A 17588-nucleotide genomic window follows, 5' to 3' on the forward strand; every position below is an offset into this window, starting at 1 on the left:
GCGAGCTGTGCGATTGCATGGTGTGCGCCGTTAGGTTGGGCCTGGGTGACTTTGCGTCTACGCCATTCGTACCAGCCCCAGCACAAACCGGGGTCTGCGCGAAATGCTTCGGCTGTCGCAATCTTCGATGCATCGAAGTTTTCCCATAGGCCAGTTAGGGCATCTCTGAAGGTCGGAATACCACTTTCTGCTGATGCGCTGGCGCCGGTAAAAACTACGACGTGTTTGGCTACCCGAAGGTGCTCTGCAATTGTGGTAATGGGCATAGTCGCTTTCCAATTTACTTTGCTGAGGCCCGATTTGTTAGCGAGGGCGTCATACGTTTTCTGGGCATTGGGCGTGCCGCTTTGCGGACGGCTGTCGTAAACCGAGCCACTACGTGTCTCGGCCCGGTGGGCTTCCATCCTCACGCCTACGGCCGGTGGCCTGCGTGCTCCGCTTGCGTTGCATTATCAGCGCGCATTACCTTCCATCTAGTGGTTCAGGGCTCACTAAGCCGTTAGTGAGGCCCGTCAGTTCACACCTTCGAATTTTGACGACTGCTTCCGTCATGGGTTGAGCACAAGGTACTGACCCATCTGCCACCCACCTGTTTACCTGGCGCGCCGCAGGCCGAGGAGACCAGTCATCAGGCGATGATGAGCTTTGGTCAGAGACCTGGATGTCTCATGGCTCCTGCGGGAAAGAAATGAGCAGGGCCGCCCGCAGTTTCACCAGGCTGAAACACGGCATTGCAGCGGACACTGAAGGGAGAAAAAGCCCAGATGCGCACGGTCTCTGGGGGCGGCGGGACTTGAGATCACTTGCGTGCTTCAAAAATATGCAGCAGAAAGCTTTCGATAGTATCAATCGTTGAGTGAATATAGGATTCATCCATCATTATGAGATGTTCCTCAATGAAGCTGAGACTTTCCTGGCTCTCAATTATTTTAATGAGCTTGGTTGGGTTATTAAGTAGTTGTGCATCACCGTCAGCATGGATAATACAATTTCTAATGGTGTTAAGTGCGCTGAGACTAGACCACTGTTTATTGACTGTTTGCAGCTCGATCTTGGCCAGCTTTTCAAGGTAAGTTCTAAATTTTGTGATGCCTTCCCCCTTGATCTCTGATGGCTCCAGCGGCAATTCCATAGAAGTGTAGTATTCCTTGCATAACTTGCTCATGCTGTTTTCAAGATATGCGTAGCTTGCAAGAATTATTGAATATCTGTGCATTCGCAGGGAGATAAACTCAATTTCTCTCAGGTCGTCAGAGTCTCTATAGTCATGATCACTGTCGTCTTCGTGGTCTTTTGTGCGCTCCTGCTCAGCTAAGCAACCTTTCCATAGCTCCTCGGATTCCTCTTGGAAAACTCTCTCGATTCGGTCGAAGTGCCGGCGTAAGTAACTACACTTGCTTTTGATCGTGTAGGGGGTCACTGACCCCAGTTCTGGGTTCTGAGGGGTTACTTTGAACATAAATTTTCCATTGGTTATATAGCGATTGTTTTTTAATCATAAGTGGCAGGAGCTAGCTGGCTGCCGGCTGATCCCGCATGGAACAGAGAGACTGACTACCTAGCTCAATTGGCGAACTTCCTGATCCAGGCGCTCGCGTATGAGGTTGGTCAAGCTGGAGCCATCCATGCCCTGTCCCTGATCGAAGCTATCCACTTCCAAGGCTCTCAAATCAAAATAGGAGTATGTATATTCAGCCTTGGGATGGTCAGACTTTGTGTATTTCACATACGTTTGATCATCTTCCTCATAGCTGACTTTTTTGATAAATTGGCTGTATTTGTCAAAATTCGGGTGAATGAAGCGGTACTGATCACTTGAACCATGGTTAGCAAGAATGGTGTCGCGACTTGTAAGAAATCCCACGTCATCCTTTTTGAATTGCATGTTGCATCGCTTGCAGGCAACGGATAGGTTGGAAATTACGTATGTCAGGTCGCGATACTTATCCTTTGGGACGATATGCTCACGATCCACGATGAAACTGCCTCCGCCGTGAAGATTCATACGGCAGTAGCAGCACTTGGAGCTCTGTCTTTGTAAGTGAAAGCTACGAATTCTGTGCTTCAATGCGACCAGTATTGCCCGTACACTTTTGAGGTCGTCATGCTCATGCTTCCAGGGCTTGCTGGTGGTTAACGCAAATCTGACCGCGTCCTCCTCTTCTTTAGTGAAGATGAAATCGGTCAGTGGTGGGTGTAAGGGGTCAGACATCTTGAGCTTCCTGATGAATTTCAACTGCCAGTTTCTTTGCCGCCCGCAAGACCTTTCCTTGGCGCTCGTCATAGGACGCGCGCTCCATGCTGTGCAATGCCTGCGTAACTTCATCAAAGCTGCGTTTTTTATTGCCTAAATCTTCCAAGAGATCGACGACGTGGTCGCTGACATATCTGCTTTCAGGTGTAATCGTTTCGAATTGCTCCCAAAGGCTTTCTTCTGCGCTAGGAACTATATGATCATACAATGTCGAAAATCCTGTTTCCGCATAATGAAAGCTAATTCTGTCCTCGCTATTCCTCACGCCGGAGACGATAAGTGGGGAGTGGGTGGCAATGTGGACTTCCATATCATACCGCCCGATCAGATCGCCTAATTTGTTTACATAGTCCTTCTGCCACTGGGGGTGGAGGCTGTTTTCTGGCTCATCGATCAAAATCAAGCTGCCGTTCCGCGCATTGGTAAGAATAAACACCTGCGAGGCGATCAACGTTAGCTCTCCTGAACTTGCTTGGTCGATCCTTAGAAACCGATCTCCCTGCGTATGCTGGACATATACGTCTATACTTTTTAAAAGCTTCAGTTTTTTTAATTGACGTTCACCTTCCAGTATGGCCAACAGCATTTCCTGCGTTCTTGGTTCAATATAGCTTTGGGTGAGGTCAACTTCAAAATCTATATGACCATAGTCTTTTGATTCCGAAATCGACTCCATGACATTGGGGTTTATGTCAATATCTCTTTTACCTCTCAGGGCTATGTGATGAAGCTCTGAGAGCTTGTCGTCGGCGTCCCTGTGTAGGACAGCCGTAAACATTATTACGGGTTTGTAGTTGCAGTATTCAAGCACCTTGGCGATAGCGTTTAATCTGTATGTGCTTTCGCGGGCCAGCTCTGTGAAGGCGGATTTGATAATGTTCGATGGTGAATTTCTAGGGTTGCGTACGGAGAACTTTTTCACAGCAGATCGCGCTCTGTATCTGTCGTGCACTGTATTGCAGATAATTAATGTATTTCTGCGTGAGTGATGAGCGACATTTTGCAGGTGTCGGCTTTTGCCTGAACCGTTCCTTCCAACCACAAAGTTTATGTACATACGATCCTGTGAGGCCTTTTAAGACCCTTATAGATGGTTATATTTTTAGCAGATTTGAGAGGGTGTGAGGATGCAGCTAGTCGCAGTCGGCAAATTCTTGCAGAGCAACTGGATTGCTTCAAGGTATAAGAAATTGAAAGCGCTGTAAGTGAACCTATTGGCATAGCCGTATATATTCTTCCATGAGGTAGGCCGCAATGTCCGATCACCGCTGCTCGTCTGGCGATGCAGCCCTAGCTTAAGCCCTATGGTGCTTTGGACGGAAGAGGGTGTTGTTAGACCTGCAGCATTTGCCGCGCCTAGGAGTGATCACGCGGTTCATATCACGGCACTGTTCGGGTTTCTCGAGCGCCGGCCTATCGCTTGACTGGAAGGCGTTTAAATGAGCGCAGTTCCCCCGCGCCATTGTCGAGATTGACCTCGGCAGGTGAGGGGCTGGTCGATACCCTCGCTGGTAGAGATTTTGGTAGGCCTGTGAACCTGAAGCCAAGCAGATTGTGGTCTGGAGCAGGCGCTATTGAGACCCAGAAGGATTCTTTCTTTTCGTTTCTTCCGTCGCTCCAACTGCCTGTCGCAAGCAGCTCTCACAACCGCCATTGCGCAAGGGGCGGTAACTGCTTTCAGTTCGAATGAAACGTAACCAACCAAGTGGTAGCGTTTGGTTGAGCTGGATATTTTTCTGAGAGACTGGACAAGCAGTAAGGAGATTTTGGTGTCGAGAACCAAACAGTTGGCAGCAGCAGTCTTTTCTACCTGCGCGGTGGCTACAAGCGTATGTGCCCAAGATGTAGCGGATATTTTCGGCAAGGGTTCATGGCTGCAGTTGAGCAGCAAGAACATGCTGCACGGTAGGCAAGGAAAGGCGCGCGTAGTGGTGCGTGATGGTAACCACCAGACGAGCCTTGATGCACCATACGAGTTGGTTCGCATCGGTGAGGAGTGGGGGGACTATCAAGCTCAGAATGAGCTGCGGCCCTATGTCATTCATTTTCATTGCACCCACCCAAGGTAAGTCCGGCTACACCATAGGCGCGCCGGACGTGGACATGCTGGGTAGAAAAGCGGGTGTGTCCAGGTGTGGGTTAGGAGGACGAATCAATCTCGGTTGGCACCTGGTGGATATGGACGCCATTAAGTAGCAATGCCCCCCAAGCCTTCTAGCCGGCTAGGCTTAAAGGCCTCGAGCCTGGAGATGATCATCTCTTTGAACTCATCTGCGATGGTCGACCACCAGCCCGCGCCATGAGCTGAATAGCGGGTTAACGGATTTTCGCGATAGGCAGCGATCAACATCTGCTCATGATTACCCTGCACCTCGAAGAACCACGACTCGCCCAGTAGCTTCAGGCCCTCAAGCACGCCAGGCCCACGGCCAATCAAATCTCCAACGCCAATCACTCGACCAACCTTGCTGTCGAAATCGAGACTGCGAAGACCTCTCTGGAAATCGGCGGTTTTGAAGTGGATGTCGCCAACGACGAAGTCACGGCCTGCTTCGCTTCGTGGGAGCATTCAAAATGCTTTGGCTCAACGGGGCGTCCTTCATGACACGGTGCTTACCGTGATTCTGTTGAGTCTTCGCTTTGATCCACGGCGTTCTCAGACCCAGGCACCGAAAGACTCGCCTTTGCCTTCGCACGATTTCGCTGGCCTTGGCCACGTTGTCGAGAGGCTTGCCGCTTCGCATGTAGCGCTTGTGAAGTCGTCACGATTCCAACTGCCTGACCGTTCAAGTCCAATCGTGGTGCATTTTCCACCATGCTATTCCAGTACCGGGATCCTTTGCACCAAGTTGAGATGCCAAGCTTAAGCTGTTCGCTGGTCAACCCGAGCAGCTCCAAGTGTTGCTCAGCATCCTTGAGAATGCCTTCTTTGAGTGGAATCTTTGGAGCCGGATTGACGGGGAACGCCAGTGGGAAATGCTTCTGCAATGGCCAGATTGCTTCTAAGGCTGGATCTTGATTGCGAAGCTTCGCCTGTGGGGGAGACTTACGCTTTGAGTGTTTCGCGGGTTCGGCGTTTTGGGGCTCTTTTTCAGCCCGTAGGCGGTCACGTAGCTCAGCTAATTGTTCAAAACCCATCGTTCTATTCACTGCTTTTAGGTTGATTGCGTAACGCAAGGATATTGCATGCAGGCCTAGGGCGCAGCAGAAACAGGACATGCTGCTAATTCGTTGGGGTCTCGAGTGGCTGCCTATAGCCAGGCGTGCCGAGATGGATGGGGTGATGCACCTGACGAGCTCTATCTCGCTCAGACGTCTGAGCCCATGAGGCACAATTGCTGGAAACGATTCGCGCCGGAAGAGGGCAAATCAGTAAGCCCTTCAGATCGAGCATCGATGACCAGGAACGAATGTTGGGTCTATAGACGGAAAGCATGGGCGTTCGCATTGTGTCTATGGATAGCGGGCGCAGTGCTGATTGGCTATGTCCACATGAGCCTTCCAGGTCGCGGGTGGGGAGTCTGGATAAGCTATCTGATGTACTTCCTGGAATTCTGGTACCTGCTCGGCCTGGGCGAAATGCACCGTTGGTTTTACAGCTGGTTTACTCGACATTCTGAGTAGGGCAGCTCGGGGAGCCTACCGCCGTACACCACGCTTTTGAATGCTGTGTAGCCAACCGCAAGGGAGCCGCACATGGATGGCATTGAATGCAGACACCATCACGTTAACAGTGCCGCCAGTCTCATATTTACCTGGAGTCGAGCTCTACACAGCTGGACTCTCCACCTCCACTGGCGCCAGACAGCCAGGCCCAAACAAATGCAGCGTGGTGCGACCCGCCTCATCAACGTCGACCTTCCCTCGAGAGCGTCCAGAAAGGCTCTCTCCATCAGTTGTGATGCAATGGAAGAGCAGATCGAAGGTATCCGGGCCCGTCACATGCCTCACCTGGTGCCCTGTGAGGATCCTTCCGCCCTTGTAGGTGCTCGTGATCGCAGAGCCCTTGACTTGGTACTCAAAAACGGTGCCAGCCCCGGACAGGCCATGGGTGTTGCCGGCAACCTAGAATTTACGGTGGTGCAGGCGATCGGCGACTAGCGAATATAGGGTTGTCACGAGAGAGCGTCCTTCAATCAAAGTCTGGGTTTCCATTCCCATAACCGTAACCCATTTGTCGCGCAGCCAAAAAACGCGAATGGCGCTGTAGTTTGCAAGCAAATACGAGCGTGTGAGGATGGGAGCGCGATGGGACAGGACGCCTAGGCGGCCTGGTTCACGACACACGCCCCGGAGGCCAAGCCCATGTGCGTACCACTGAACGCTCTAACCCCAGTGGACACGGAGAATTAGGCAAATTTACCTTTTCCAGGCATGGAGCGAGCAGGTTTGATGCCTAACCACATGGCTTACAAACTCGCCGTGTTGGCTCCGACGCTCGTCCCATCTCTTTTTTGAGCTTTTGGGACGAGGGCGTAGATCACAGCTGGTCATTACGAGCCTTTGCTTTGCTCTAGAGATCCCTACAAAAAATACACACCGCTCCTCTGCGAGCTTGCCCCAGAACGCCTGTGTCTCAACGCCGAGGAGAATCACTGAGTGGAACTCCAAGCCCTTGCTTTTGTGCATTGTCAAAAGTCGGACTGAGTCGGACTCGGATAGTCCTGCCAGTACCTTGAGTAGATCTGGTTCTTCCACAAGCAGGGCTCTGATACGGTCTCGGACGTCGTGTACGACCTCCTTTAAACGTTCGCGCGACTGGTAGTCAGGCGAGAAAGCCGCGAGGTCGGATGCGCTCAACCCCCTTAGCAATTCCAAAACGAGCTGCCACCAGGATACATATGGATTAGGGGTCTTGCTGTCGGTGATGACTTGTTTTTTGTGAGCCCGAAAAAGCTTTTCAAATATCTGGGGCGCGCTGTCTTCGCTGTCGTCGTCTTCAAATGGAGCAAGCTGCGTCATCAACCTCGACCATGCTTCTGACTGTCCGGTTTCGTACAGGCAGGTCAGGTAGTCAACCACCAAGGCTACGGTAGGTTCTTTAAGCAGATCCTGCAGCTCGTGCTCATTACGAAATGGTATGCCCCTTCCGGAAAGCTGTTCCATCAGGGCTTCAGCATATTCGTCTATCTGACGAGGCATCAGGACTGCGATCTCGCAAGGCGGAACGCGCTCTTCGACGATCCAGTGCTGAATGATTTCTGCGAGTGCCTCAGCCTCGTCGGTCGAGTTTCTGAAATGCCCTGTGAGTATGTCGCCCCCCTTACCGTCGATGAGGTCGTCAGGCATTACAGCGGTAGCCTCTATCGCTCGGATCACATCGTTCTGCATGCGCAACAAGCGAGGCTGCGAACGGAAATTCAGGAACAACCGAAGGGGGCGCGCAGCGAAATCATCGGCGTAGGTTTTGAAGATCCCGTCCAATGCCCCAGCCCACCCCATGATCGTCTGCTTAGTGTCTCCAACGGCGGTCAGAACGATGGACGTATCGTTGAATAGGAGCTTGATGAGTTCGTATTGATCGCCAGTGCAATCTTGAAACTCATCGAGAAACACATGGGAGTACGTCTTGCGTATCGCATTGCGCGCAATCTGACTGGATCTCACAATTTTCAATGCGAACGGCAGAAGCTGCTTGAATGTAATCTGTTTCCCGGCGATGTATTCCGGCCCGATTTTATAATCTTGGCAAAGCGCCTCATCCACTAGGACAGGCCGAAACCGGTCAATGATCCGCTTCGCAAAACCGTGGAAGGTCATGCTGTCGAACCTGGAAGCATGCTCAACGCCGCAACGCATTTGTATACGTTGTTTGAGGTTCCGACTGGCGTCTGTTTTGAACGAGACAGCGAGGATCCTTTTCGGGTAGCGACAGCTGTTGGTGCGCAGGAGGAAGTCGGCACGTTGAGCAAGAACTTCGGTTTTTCCTGTGCCAGGCCCAGCAGTCAGCACCACTGATCTCTCGCATTCCCGAATGACCTCCCAAGCATTTTTCTCTAAGCGAATCCCTAGAGAAGGAGCCCATCGATTTGGGTTGATCATTCTGGGGACTCTGCCAGGCGCTCGATCACTCGATCAGCCAGTCGGTGTAGGGATGCGGGTAGGGCCTTCAGTAGCTCCCTATCACTGAGGTTCGCTAGAGCATCAAGGTGTGCGGCTGGCTTGCTGCTCAATTTGAAAAGTTTGTGATAAGCAGGGAACCAGCTCTGCTGCTCCTCATTGTATTGCCCCGGATTGAAATAGTTTTCGCCAAGCACTGCCACGTAGTTTTTCTGTGTGGCAGGAGCTGCTTCTGCTTTAAATGCGTCCGGAAAAGCACACAGCATTGAGAAATCGAGATCTAAGGGCCAAGAGAAGAAAACGTCTCGTTTCTCAAGTTCATCGAATAGGTTGACGAGGTTTCTTTCGAAGAAATGATGGGTCGTCACTGGCACTAGAGGGTCGTTCCATGCGTGACGTTCCCAATGGCTTGGCAGATTGTCCTCTGGTTCATATTTTTCTAACTGATCCCTTACATAGCTCACCCGTCCCCACCCGCCCTGATGGCGACCAACATCCAAGTCCAGAAGGGTGATGTACGGCGTTCCAAGTGCCGAAAGGAGCCGCCAGAAATGATTCACGTGCCGTCCGCCTAATGGAGCAATGGCAACTGCGAACTCATCTACGGGGGCGCCTTTCGCTTGTAGAATTCTAGGCAGAACAATCTCTTCGCTGTCACCTTCCCCCAGCACAACCAAGCGAGCGAAGTACAGTTCAGGGAAGGCTTGCACAGCTTCTCTAACAAACTTGTAGGCGTCGCTGCGCTTGGGAGGCAGTTGAATTATTGTGACTTGCGTTCGTCGACGCCGATTTAGACGAAGATAGCGAATGTTTTCAGGCTCTACCCGACGCAGCATGGATGGGGCTTGGGTCGCAATTAACGCCTGCGCATCTGTTCCCACAGAGGACTTCAGGGAGCTAACGATCCGTCCAAGATAGTGTGGAGAAAGGCTATTTTCAGGCTCTTCTACCGCGAGAATGGTGAAGGCAGGAGGTTTCAATTTGTGCGGGTCGAAGGCGGTATTCTGACCTGACCTTACCTCACGGCCGATTGTAAGTGTCGATAGGACAAGCGAGAGATACAGCATGGATTTTTGCCCATCGCTCAGGCGCACGAAATCCACTTGGTTTTCTCCGTGGCCAGGGCTAAAGGTGACCGAGAGGTGCCTCAGCAGCGATTCAATTTCCGAGTTTTCAAACGTCAGTCGAGGCGAGGCGAAGAAGTCGCCCTTGTGTAGCTTCTGCCAGGCAGCGCTGAGACTTTCACTTAACGCCTGTACCGACGGGTTCTCTGTGAGGCACTCGGTTATCTGTTCCGTCAGCTCCTTTACCGTCTCGCGGTCGTCATTCCAGTTTGCCGCGCGCAGCAGACGACCGAGGAGGGCCGTGGCCCCGTATGCAACGTGATCGGATGGGTCTCGACGTGCCGGCAGATAATGCAGGTGGATTTTGTCACGGTGCCTTTTAGGTACTGTCGAAGAAGACGTCGGGTTGTCATCCTCATCCGTTCTGGTGACGAGCAAAAACCTTTCTTCGATTTCTCCATCTTCGTAGAGAGTCGCCTCTAGTCGAAATCGTACTCGGGGCTCCTCCCCGACCTTACGGAGTGCCATCTGAGTGAAGAAGTCTGGGACGGTATCGCTCTCCCCATCAGTTAAAGTCTCTGCAAATGTAAAATCCACCTCAAGCCATAGCTGGCGTTGTTCGGGGGGATTGGTTTCTTTCGTGGGAACGTGAAAATCGGAGCGACGTATACGTCGTAGATTCGGTTCGAACGCGAACATCCGACATAGGCCCTGAAGAGTCGCAGTTTTGCCCGAACCGTTTGGCCCTAACAGGTAGGTCACATCCTCAAACGAAATTTCCTCCATTCGAGGGCCAAAGGACTGAAAATTACTCACCCGCAGACTGCACAGCTTCATCGATAGCATCCTTACTGACTGTTTAGCATCACACGCTCATCCAAGATCACAGAGCCCGGTGTCGTCGTGAAACGCTGGTTTCCGCGCCTTTGATAACAACTCTACACAAATTTCAAATGGCCACCATTGAAATCGTTTTTCAAAACCGGAGATCTATTATTTGATACCAAAAAAAAACTGCGGTGGCTCTGATTCGTGGGCCTGGCAGTCGGCTTGTTCTGGCTTTCCCTGTCATGTGCTTTGGCTGTTTTTGCCCTTGATACGGCTATTTTTTACGTCACTATTTTTGGTTCGTAGCAGGGAAGGGGGGCGGTTACGCGCCTCTGTTCAGCAGGTCGTCCGTTGGGGCCGCTAGGCCCTCTGCTATTTTTTGGAATCAAAAGAAAATCAAAGACGTTAATTTCTAGATGGGTAGTTGAGCTTCCTGAATGGCGGGATGATTCCGTCCGGCTGCTTTGAATCAGTGCGCCTTTAGAGCGTCAGCTAGCGGATTCACTTAGTGGTGATGGGAATGACCACCCGATGGCCGGTGGCCTGACGATATGCTATGGGCTAAGTGGCCAGGGTGGGGAAGGTGCTGGCAAGGCAACCTGATCCAGTATGTCTCTACCAACTGCGTAGCTAGCTTACCAACGCCGATCCAGCACCAGGCGTCAACTGTCTCAAGCTATGCATGCGAAGCGACAAGCCTCGCGGCAACGCGGTCAAGACCGGCGGCATCGCGCGAAGCTGAAAGAGGATGGCCAGGCGTCTTCTGTCGTTGCTGCAGTGGAGAAAGATACGAACTGAATCCAGTCTAGGTGCGCTTGAAAACACTTTGCGATTACCAGCACTGCCTATCTGAACGTATGAGACTGAGGGAGTGGGGCTTGATCTACGTCTTGATTGGCCGTTCTTGCGGGTGGCTTTCTTGAACCTAGCCTATACGGCCCCGCTTCGTCCCCCCGATATCGTCATCTATACGGTGAAAGCAATGTAATTCCTTTCAGGGGATCAATCACACCCACGGCGATCTCGATCTTGCTTTCGACCTCTCTGGCGACGGAAATGACATTGTTGTCGTGGAGGATGAAGCGCTGGCCTGGAACGATCCCCGGGTACCTTTCCTGAAAATGGTAGTCCGCATAGTAGGCAACTCGTCTCGTGAGTTGCGCGTTGTTGATTGAGAAGTCCAGGATGGGTTGTACTGATTCAACAAGCGCAAATATTACGCACAGACCGCCATACAGGTGAGCCAGAAGGTTCAGACCTGAGGGTTTGTGCATGGGGCTGGGCTGCTTGAAGAAGCGGATGCCAAGTTTCATCGATAGGTATTGACGTAACCGCTCACCCTCAGGGAAGGTGGAGATGAGCCAGGCTGACTCAAGCACTGGGGCCAGGATCAGACATCCAACCGCAACCGCTATGCAACCTAGCAAAATCATCGCGAGGTAGACGATGCACGCGCACAGGATAGTCATAACTGCGACAGCGCCATCGAAGTCCTTTGCCGGCAAGCCCAACGTCAACGCAACACACCATCTCGAAAGTAAATAGGCACCCAATAGCATCGCGGCATGCAGCCACGCCAACAGAGCCTTGCTGACCTCAAATTTCCAGAGATTGATTGCATGCTTGATCAGCCAGGTACAAAAGCCCGCGCATGCGAGAGCCCAAGATAGGAAAAACAAAGCACGAGACGACGGTGCTTGGCCTGCAAACAGACAGATGATTGCAAGGATGCCTGCACCGATGGCTGCACGATAGAAATGATCGCTTATCGGGAGTTGTGGCCAGATCTTGGTTTTGAGTCGGTGGATCAGAGTGCCTTGCATCATCCGAGTAATCGTGGTGGCATTGTGCCAACCGTATCGCAATCAGGTTCAGAGATCTATCACCGATCAACAAATGCTGAATCCCATGGGTGGTGCCTGGGCTCGTTCCTCGGATGCATGCATTGGGTGGTAGCCGATCGAGGAAGGTCTCGGCTGGGAGGAGGTGCTTGGCCATCTCTTTGGCACCTGAACAGCCCTTCAATTCTGATGAAAGCAAGTCATGGCATAGACAGTGAGAGATGAGATGGCAGAAGGATTAAAGCTTTTACTTAACGGCCATGACACTGGTCACGGAGACGAGATCATCGGGCTGCTTGCTGATGCGCAGCATTTGGAATGCATGGTCGCATTTGCCAAGTTGTCGGTTGGCGAGACATTTCTGAAGCCTCTCAAGCAAGCTATTGATCGCGGGATGACGGCTCGAGTCGCGATTGGCTTGAGCCTGTTCGTTACCGATCCTGAGATTCTTTCTGAGTTGCTCGGGTTGGAAAAGCTATTTCCGACCAAGCTGGAACTGTATCTGAGCAATACCGAAGACACTTACCACCCAAAAATCTATGCGGTACGGGAGCTAAGTGGCCATAAAGTGATCGTTGGTTCGGCGAACATGACTGCTGGAGGTTTTTCGAGCAACTACGAAGCATCAGTCGTAGTCAACGATCGCGACGGGGCATTGATGTCTTCGGTCGAGGATCATTTCGACAGCCTAATCGAGGATGGCTCGCTAACTCGTGCGACAAAGCCGCGCCTAGACAAGTACGCAAAACTCTACGCTGTCCATGAAGCATGGCGCAGGATGGCGAATCGTCGTGCGGACAAAGTCGGTAGGGGGGAGCTGCTTTCCTTGGATGTCCTGATCGATCGGCTCGCAGACATGAAGGCTGATAAAACGACGTTCGGATTCACAGCGCAGCAAAGCTATCGAGCGAAAGATCGGCTATCGGCCAGACGGGGCATCAGAGGGATCGCTGCGCTCGGCAAAGTCACCTCTCAAGCGTTCTTGGAGGCCTACGAGGGCCTGATTGTACATTTCCATTCAGGTGGATTGCATCGTGGGAAAACCATTGTGTCGACGAAGTCGGCGCGATTTATAAGGGCTCTTGCAGAGGCGTTACAGCTCGGACGGGCCACTCCTGGGGAAGCATTCGAACTTTTGCATCGCCACTTCGTGGACATTGATCGGGCGGGCATTAACGTTCTAACAGAAATCCTGCACGCCTTGGATAACAAGCGCTACGCGGTTATGAACCAGAATGCGGTCAATGGCTTGCTGGTTGCCGGATACGACCAATATCCCCTCCGACCACTGAAAACCAATGTAACTCCGGAGCTTTATGCGCAGTTCTGCCGAGACGTGAGGGATGTCCAAAGCCAGCTGGGGCTAGAGAATCTCTCAGAGTTGGACGCACTGTTTAACTATGTATATTGGTCTTGATGAGGTAACGGTTGCTGCTTATAGAACACGGCCTTGCGGGGTGCGGCATGCGGTGCCATGGGATTTGGGGCGTGCTGCTGAAAGACGGACGTTGGGATGAATTCAAGGTGCCATCCGGGAGGAGCCAAGGCAGTCCGGGTTGCGGTTGGTGGTAGGCCGAATTGCAAATGACGTAAAGTCACGGTTCTGACACGTTGGCCTTTTTACAAGGATGTATTGATGCGCTTCTTTGCTCTTCTAGGTTTTATGCTCGTTCTCGCCGGCTGTGCCGATTCTCACAACTGGACGCCGCAACAGAATGGGTCTGCGCGGATTGCGGCTAACGACCGCATTCTGATCTCGACGCCGCAAGATGGTGAGTATGGGACACACGTCGACAACGGTTCAGGGAGGAATACTGCGAAGATCATCTTTAACGCCACCAGTGCCAAATCACGCTTGTTGCGAATCGGTGGAGTGAGCGAGTCATCGCTGTGATGGAGAACACTACGGCAACCTCACCGTACCGGGGCGAAATTGATGATCGATAGTCAGTCAGCGGGTCGGTATAGAGCTCGGTGGACGGGTGGAAGTTTGAGGTTTTCGGCACGATGGATGGCCGGCATCTGGGTACGTTTTCAGACCCTGAGGATGCCGATGAGTTTGAGGACACTGGCGAAATTCACTTCGATGGTTGGCTTCAGTTCGCTAAAGCAGGCCTTGCTGGACTGAAGCTTCTGAGCAGTGGCGCCAAGGCTGAGTGAAGACCTGGTGAGCCGTGCATTTCTTCTTCACGTCGGCGGCCTGTCGATTTGTTGAACCGGCTTCACTGAAGCGCTAGCGCTCAGCGCTTGATCTGTTCGACCCTAAGAGTCTAGACGAGCGTGAGGTAGGCCTAGTGGTTCATGCCTGATTGGCCCCGCAAGTGATTCGAAGCGAAAATTGGCCCCAGACCAGAAAACTCTGGCTGCGCAACCCCCAGAATTAGTCCGTCTGCAGTTTGCGAAAACTCGCACACTTCCACCCTCAGGCACCTCTGCGTAAAAAAATTCGACGTTGCGAAAAAAAATCTGTGACAGCGGCCTGGCGGGGGCAAAAGCGCCGGCTGAGCTGGTCTGTCAGCAGAAATTTGGGGGAGGCGAGCGCCTGCCAGTCCGTCATTGGCACTCGATCATTCAGCGTAGGGGGCCAGCAGGCGGGTGAGCAAATCACCTGTTGGGGTGCCTGCATACCGCGCCTGCATTTCAGCCAGCTTGGATGCACGTCGCTCCCCAGGCAGAAGACTCAACCCGTGCAACGCATTCATGAACTGCTGCATCCCCGCGATTTCGTCAGCCAGAATGAGCCAGGTGGAGGTGATCTGCTGAGCACGGGTCTCAGCCTCACGGCTCGCGATCTGAGTTTCGATTAGCTTGTTGGCATGCGCCAGAGTTTTCAGCGAGGTGAGCGATTGCTCCAGCTCATTCAGTTGCTCACCGAGGCGCTCTGCCTGATCGAGCCCCGAGGCTTCACCATTCACGTACACGACGTCGTCCTGCAGCGAGTAGATCGCCAGGGGCCCATCCCCGCCGCCAGTAACGTCTAGGGCGAGGACATTCCCGAGACGCATGCCATGCGGAATCCAGGTGTGCCCGACACATACGCGCCACGCGCCCGGAACACCTCCCCGATGGTGCTTTATGATTCGCTCACGACCCCACAAGGCGACATCTTGAAGCTGGGGGTTATCAAGGCCGTGGGTGAAGTCATCCCAAGTCAGGCCAACAGGCACATCCGCATGCACTACGCCAACCACACCCTGAGCCGTCTCCACCTCAATAACCAGTGGCAAGCTATCCAGCTTGTCGATGATCATGGGTTTGGATTCGTCAGCAATCGTGAGCCACCACCGCGCGCCGTGAGCGGAATAGGGCAGGTGCGGGTTGGCTCGATATGCGTCGATGAGCATCTGCTCGTGATTGCCTTTCGCGCAAAAGAACCATGGCTCCCCCAACAGCTTTAGGCCGTCCAGCATTCCAGGCCCACGGTCGATGAGATCTCCGACGGCAATCAGTCGGTCAACGGTTTCATCGAAGGCTAGCGCCTTTAGGCCTCTATGGAGCTCTCGTGTTTTGAAGTGGATGTCACCTACGACGAAGTCGCGGCCAGCACGATTCAGAGGGAGTTTTAGCAGATGAGGCATGTGCTGGAGACGCTCCGAATATCTGGCTGAAGACGCTGAAATTTTATCTCATAAGGGTGGCTTGCAGGGCTCCTACTTTACTTATCTGCGGGATCCGCACGGCTACAAGATTGCGGTATTTTTAACGAATGACAGATGTGGTTACGTATGGCATTGAATGCTTTTTGTAGTGATGCTGGGCGGCAAACATCCTCGGGCAAAGATAGAGGTGCACGACGTGGCTTTCGTCGTCGCCGATTTACTGGAACAGGCATACCCGCAGCTTCGTGATGGCTGGTTCGGCAGCCCGAAGGGCGTTCATATCGACTCCTGGATGGCCGTCGATGGCGTTGAAAGCTGGCGGGTGGAATTCAGCTCACTGGCACCATCACCTGGTTCACCTCGGCTATATTTCATCAACTTGGGTGGCGACGAATCGCAGACCTTTGGTGAAGCGCATCACTATCTATTCGTGGTGGCCAAGGACAAGCGGGAAGCGAAGGCGAAAGGAAAGCGGCAAGCACTTTCTCATTGGGCTCAAGCACACACTGATGCCGTTCTGGATTTGGATGATTGCTTACCCATTGATGAAGTCAGTGGGAGGTATGTGCATGTTGTTGAGGGGCCTCATGCTGGGATAGTCCAGCGCAACGATTACATCGTTCTTCCATAGCTAGGGCGAGGGCTGGCTTTGGGTGTGCCGCCTGCGGCGAACGGCTGCCGTGAACCAAGCCACCTGGGTCTGCAGGTGTCTTGGCCCTTCGGGCTCGCATCCTCAAACCTGCGCGCTCCGCTCGCCTGGCGGACGTCGCGTTATTTAGGTGTCAACGGGTTGATCAAGTCGACACGAGGTGAAGGGCTCTTCTGAGGGCTCAATTCTGGTCTTGGTACCGCTCAGTCAAAAGCGCTGCCAGGTAATTTGTTCGAACATTGAAGCTCTCCATGATCGATCGCACTCTGTCGATTTCAGCAGTGGACACGCCACGCTGAACTGCTTCGTCGATGATCGACTGAAGTGTTGAGCCAAGCTCAATCTGGTTTTGCACCAGATCAGAATACGTTGCGGTGAATGCGTCCTTCATTTGAACGTTACTCCTGACCTGGCTTCACCGGCGTTGTGGGCGCAGTTGCTCAGTGTGTGCTGAGCTTTACGATCTTGCCAAGGCCCGCGTCCTTCGCATGACGACGCACTTTGTCCTCGGCCTCCTGAATCCCTTTGACGACATCGAATCAGGCCCATCGCTTCGGCATCTTTAAGCTGTGATCCGTACTATGGATCGAATCGTCGCTCACCGTATTTTGTTGCAGGCTTGTCTGATTTCAGTTTGGTTGCGACGAATTACATAGCTATTAGGATTTACCTCCATGATTATTTTTCCATCAAGTTCCACATCATAACCAGGGTCATCCTGATCATTCCTAAGAGATACTTTCGCTTTAGGGAATGCATTCCTAACTTGTACCAAAAATCCCTCCTGTTGAGGGCTGCTTTTTAGGGTTTCTTTAGGGTCTAGATGCTTGACCCCTGAATAGAAAATTAGAACACCAACTACTCCGGATTGTCCAGCTGTGATATAGCTAGCGCTTCGAAATGCTTTATTATTTGGGAAGGCTACCGAGAAATAGCCACGAGTTTTTTCTATTTCGTACTCATTTTCATTGTAGGTTTCTATAACTTTGCTCATAGGATCTCCAACCTTTACGAGGTCAATACCTAGCGGGTAAGGGTCGCACTCTTTTAGTGTTCCTGAAGCGATCAGGGCAGAAATTTTAGTCTCGGAATTTGTGAGTTGCTCTGTGGCCTTTTCAAGCTTAACCTTAATTTCGGAAATTTCGATACCTTGCCTCATTACCTTGTCTTCAAGGGTTGTAGTATATAGCGGTATCAATAATTTATAGCAAAATCCAACTGTAGTGGTCAACTGATCCCGGACACTGAATTGAGTTTTTCTTCAGCGACCGCAGGCGCTAGCCCTTCGTTGAA

Annotated in this window: 16 protein-coding genes and 1 pseudogene; 4 read left to right on the forward strand and 13 right to left on the reverse strand. The window is 52.3% G+C overall.

What is annotated here, in order from left to right:
• The 4 genes from IFT80_RS21335 to IFT80_RS21350 form a co-directional block, all read right to left on the reverse strand.
• Nucleotides 1–266 (reverse strand): Sir2 family NAD-dependent protein deacetylase (locus IFT80_RS21335; RefSeq protein ID WP_342214356.1); only part of this gene is annotated, 266 nt, incomplete at its 3' end.
• A 533-nt stretch (nt 267–799) separates the two neighbouring features.
• Entirely contained in the window at nt 800–1459 is a 660-nt protein-coding gene (locus IFT80_RS21340; RefSeq protein ID WP_192138346.1) for a hypothetical protein, read from the reverse strand.
• Between the two features lie 99 nt (nt 1460–1558).
• Complete coding sequence (locus IFT80_RS21345) at nt 1559–2212, reverse strand: HNH endonuclease (RefSeq protein WP_192138349.1); 654 nt, start codon at nt 2210–2212, stop codon at nt 1559–1561.
• On the reverse strand, nt 2205–3176 hold the full coding sequence (locus IFT80_RS21350; RefSeq protein WP_342214357.1) for an AAA family ATPase: 972 nt from the start codon (nt 3174–3176) through the stop codon (nt 2205–2207). The genes IFT80_RS21345 and IFT80_RS21350 overlap by 8 nt, the downstream gene beginning before the upstream one ends.
• Nucleotides 3177–4023: 847 nt before the next feature.
• On the opposite strand from IFT80_RS21350, the gene IFT80_RS21355 reads away from it, so the two are divergent.
• On the forward strand, nt 4024–4323 hold the full coding sequence (locus IFT80_RS21355; protein WP_192138351.1) for a hypothetical protein: 300 nt from the start codon (nt 4024–4026) through the stop codon (nt 4321–4323).
• Nucleotides 4324–4442: 119 nt separating this feature from the next.
• Here IFT80_RS21355 and IFT80_RS21360 read toward each other — a convergent pair whose 3' ends face one another.
• The 6 genes and pseudogenes from IFT80_RS21360 to IFT80_RS21380 all read right to left on the reverse strand — a co-directional run bounded on the left by IFT80_RS21360 (nt 4443) and on the right by IFT80_RS21380 (nt 12032).
• Complete coding sequence (locus IFT80_RS21360; protein WP_244652511.1) at nt 4443–4823, reverse strand: hypothetical protein; 381 nt, start codon at nt 4821–4823, stop codon at nt 4443–4445.
• A gap of 44 nt (nt 4824–4867) precedes the next feature.
• A complete protein-coding gene (locus IFT80_RS21365) occupies nt 4868–5392 on the reverse strand; it encodes a ProQ/FinO family protein (protein ID WP_192138368.1) in 525 nt (174 codons plus the stop codon).
• A gap of 613 nt (nt 5393–6005) precedes the next feature.
• Nucleotides 6006–6298: pseudogene (locus IFT80_RS21685) on the reverse strand (hypothetical protein).
• A 315-nt stretch (nt 6299–6613) separates the two neighbouring features.
• Nucleotides 6614–8296, reverse strand: coding sequence for a UvrD-helicase domain-containing protein (locus IFT80_RS21370; protein WP_192138353.1), 1683 nt, complete (start codon nt 8294–8296; stop codon nt 6614–6616).
• Entirely contained in the window at nt 8293–10215 is a 1923-nt protein-coding gene (locus IFT80_RS21375) for an ATP-dependent nuclease (protein ID WP_192138355.1), read from the reverse strand. Before IFT80_RS21375 ends, IFT80_RS21370 begins: the two co-directional genes overlap by 4 nt.
• A 953-nt stretch (nt 10216–11168) precedes the next feature.
• The gene (locus IFT80_RS21380; protein WP_065991709.1) at nt 11169–12032 is read right to left on the reverse strand and encodes a hypothetical protein; all 864 of its coding nucleotides are present in this window, start codon (nt 12030–12032) and stop codon (nt 11169–11171) included.
• A 241-nt stretch (nt 12033–12273) separates the two neighbouring features.
• Here IFT80_RS21380 and IFT80_RS21385 point away from each other — a divergent pair, with 241 nt between their 5' ends.
• Together IFT80_RS21385 and IFT80_RS21390 are read left to right on the forward strand one after the other, a co-directional pair.
• Nucleotides 12274–13464, forward strand: a complete 1191-nt coding sequence (locus tag IFT80_RS21385; protein WP_192138357.1) for a phospholipase D family protein — start codon at nt 12274–12276, stop codon at nt 13462–13464.
• A gap of 219 nt (nt 13465–13683) precedes the next feature.
• Nucleotides 13684–13941 (forward strand): hypothetical protein, encoded by a 258-nt coding sequence (locus IFT80_RS21390; RefSeq protein WP_192138359.1) that lies wholly within the window; start codon nt 13684–13686, stop codon nt 13939–13941.
• Between the two features lie 673 nt (nt 13942–14614).
• Here the strand turns inward: IFT80_RS21390 and IFT80_RS21395 are convergent.
• Complete coding sequence (locus tag IFT80_RS21395) at nt 14615–15625, reverse strand: metallophosphoesterase (RefSeq protein WP_192138361.1); 1011 nt, start codon at nt 15623–15625, stop codon at nt 14615–14617.
• A 157-nt stretch (nt 15626–15782) separates the two neighbouring features.
• Between IFT80_RS21395 and IFT80_RS21400 the strand changes: the two genes are divergently transcribed.
• Entirely contained in the window at nt 15783–16277 is a 495-nt protein-coding gene (locus tag IFT80_RS21400; RefSeq protein ID WP_192138362.1) for a DUF1543 domain-containing protein, read from the forward strand.
• A gap of 199 nt (nt 16278–16476) precedes the next feature.
• Here IFT80_RS21400 and IFT80_RS21405 read toward each other — a convergent pair whose 3' ends face one another.
• Nucleotides 16477–16686 carry a hypothetical protein gene (locus IFT80_RS21405; RefSeq protein WP_192138364.1) on the reverse strand — a complete coding sequence of 70 codons (210 nt, stop codon included), beginning with the start codon at nt 16684–16686 and terminating at the stop codon, nt 16477–16479.
• A gap of 207 nt (nt 16687–16893) precedes the next feature.
• Nucleotides 16894–17454 (reverse strand): hypothetical protein, encoded by a 561-nt coding sequence (locus IFT80_RS21410; protein ID WP_192138366.1) that lies wholly within the window; start codon nt 17452–17454, stop codon nt 16894–16896.
• Between the last annotated feature and the right edge of the window lie 134 nt (nt 17455–17588).

It is taken from the genome of Pseudomonas sp. CFBP 8771 (assembly GCF_014841695.1).
GTDB classification, from domain to species: Bacteria; Pseudomonadota; Gammaproteobacteria; order Pseudomonadales; family Pseudomonadaceae; genus Aquipseudomonas; species Aquipseudomonas baltica.

Bases quoted from the DNA above. Each gene is read 5' to 3' on its own strand.
- IFT80_RS21340 (WP_192138346.1), bottom strand. From the start codon at position 1,459: ATGTTCAAAGTAACCCCTCAGAACCCAGAACTGGGGTCAGTGACCCCC.
- IFT80_RS21345 (WP_192138349.1), bottom strand. From the start codon at position 2,212: ATGTCTGACCCCTTACACCCACCACTGACCGATTTCATCTTCACTAAA.
- IFT80_RS21360 (WP_244652511.1), bottom strand. From the start codon at position 4,823: ATGCTCCCACGAAGCGAAGCAGGCCGTGACTTCGTCGTTGGCGACATC.
- IFT80_RS21365 (WP_192138368.1), bottom strand. From the start codon at position 5,392: ATGGGTTTTGAACAATTAGCTGAGCTACGTGACCGCCTACGGGCTGAA.
- IFT80_RS21370 (WP_192138353.1), bottom strand. From the start codon at position 8,296: ATGATCAACCCAAATCGATGGGCTCCTTCTCTAGGGATTCGCTTAGAG.
- IFT80_RS21375 (WP_192138355.1), bottom strand. From the start codon at position 10,215: ATGAAGCTGTGCAGTCTGCGGGTGAGTAATTTTCAGTCCTTTGGCCCT.
- IFT80_RS21380 (WP_065991709.1), bottom strand. From the start codon at position 12,032: ATGATGCAAGGCACTCTGATCCACCGACTCAAAACCAAGATCTGGCCA.
- IFT80_RS21385 (WP_192138357.1), top strand. From the start codon at position 12,274: ATGGCAGAAGGATTAAAGCTTTTACTTAACGGCCATGACACTGGTCAC.
- IFT80_RS21390 (WP_192138359.1), top strand. From the start codon at position 13,684: ATGCGCTTCTTTGCTCTTCTAGGTTTTATGCTCGTTCTCGCCGGCTGT.
- IFT80_RS21395 (WP_192138361.1), bottom strand. From the start codon at position 15,625: ATGCCTCATCTGCTAAAACTCCCTCTGAATCGTGCTGGCCGCGACTTC.
- IFT80_RS21400 (WP_192138362.1), top strand. From the start codon at position 15,783: ATGCTTTTTGTAGTGATGCTGGGCGGCAAACATCCTCGGGCAAAGATA.
- IFT80_RS21405 (WP_192138364.1), bottom strand. From the start codon at position 16,686: ATGAAGGACGCATTCACCGCAACGTATTCTGATCTGGTGCAAAACCAG.
- IFT80_RS21410 (WP_192138366.1), bottom strand. From the start codon at position 17,454: ATGAGGCAAGGTATCGAAATTTCCGAAATTAAGGTTAAGCTTGAAAAG.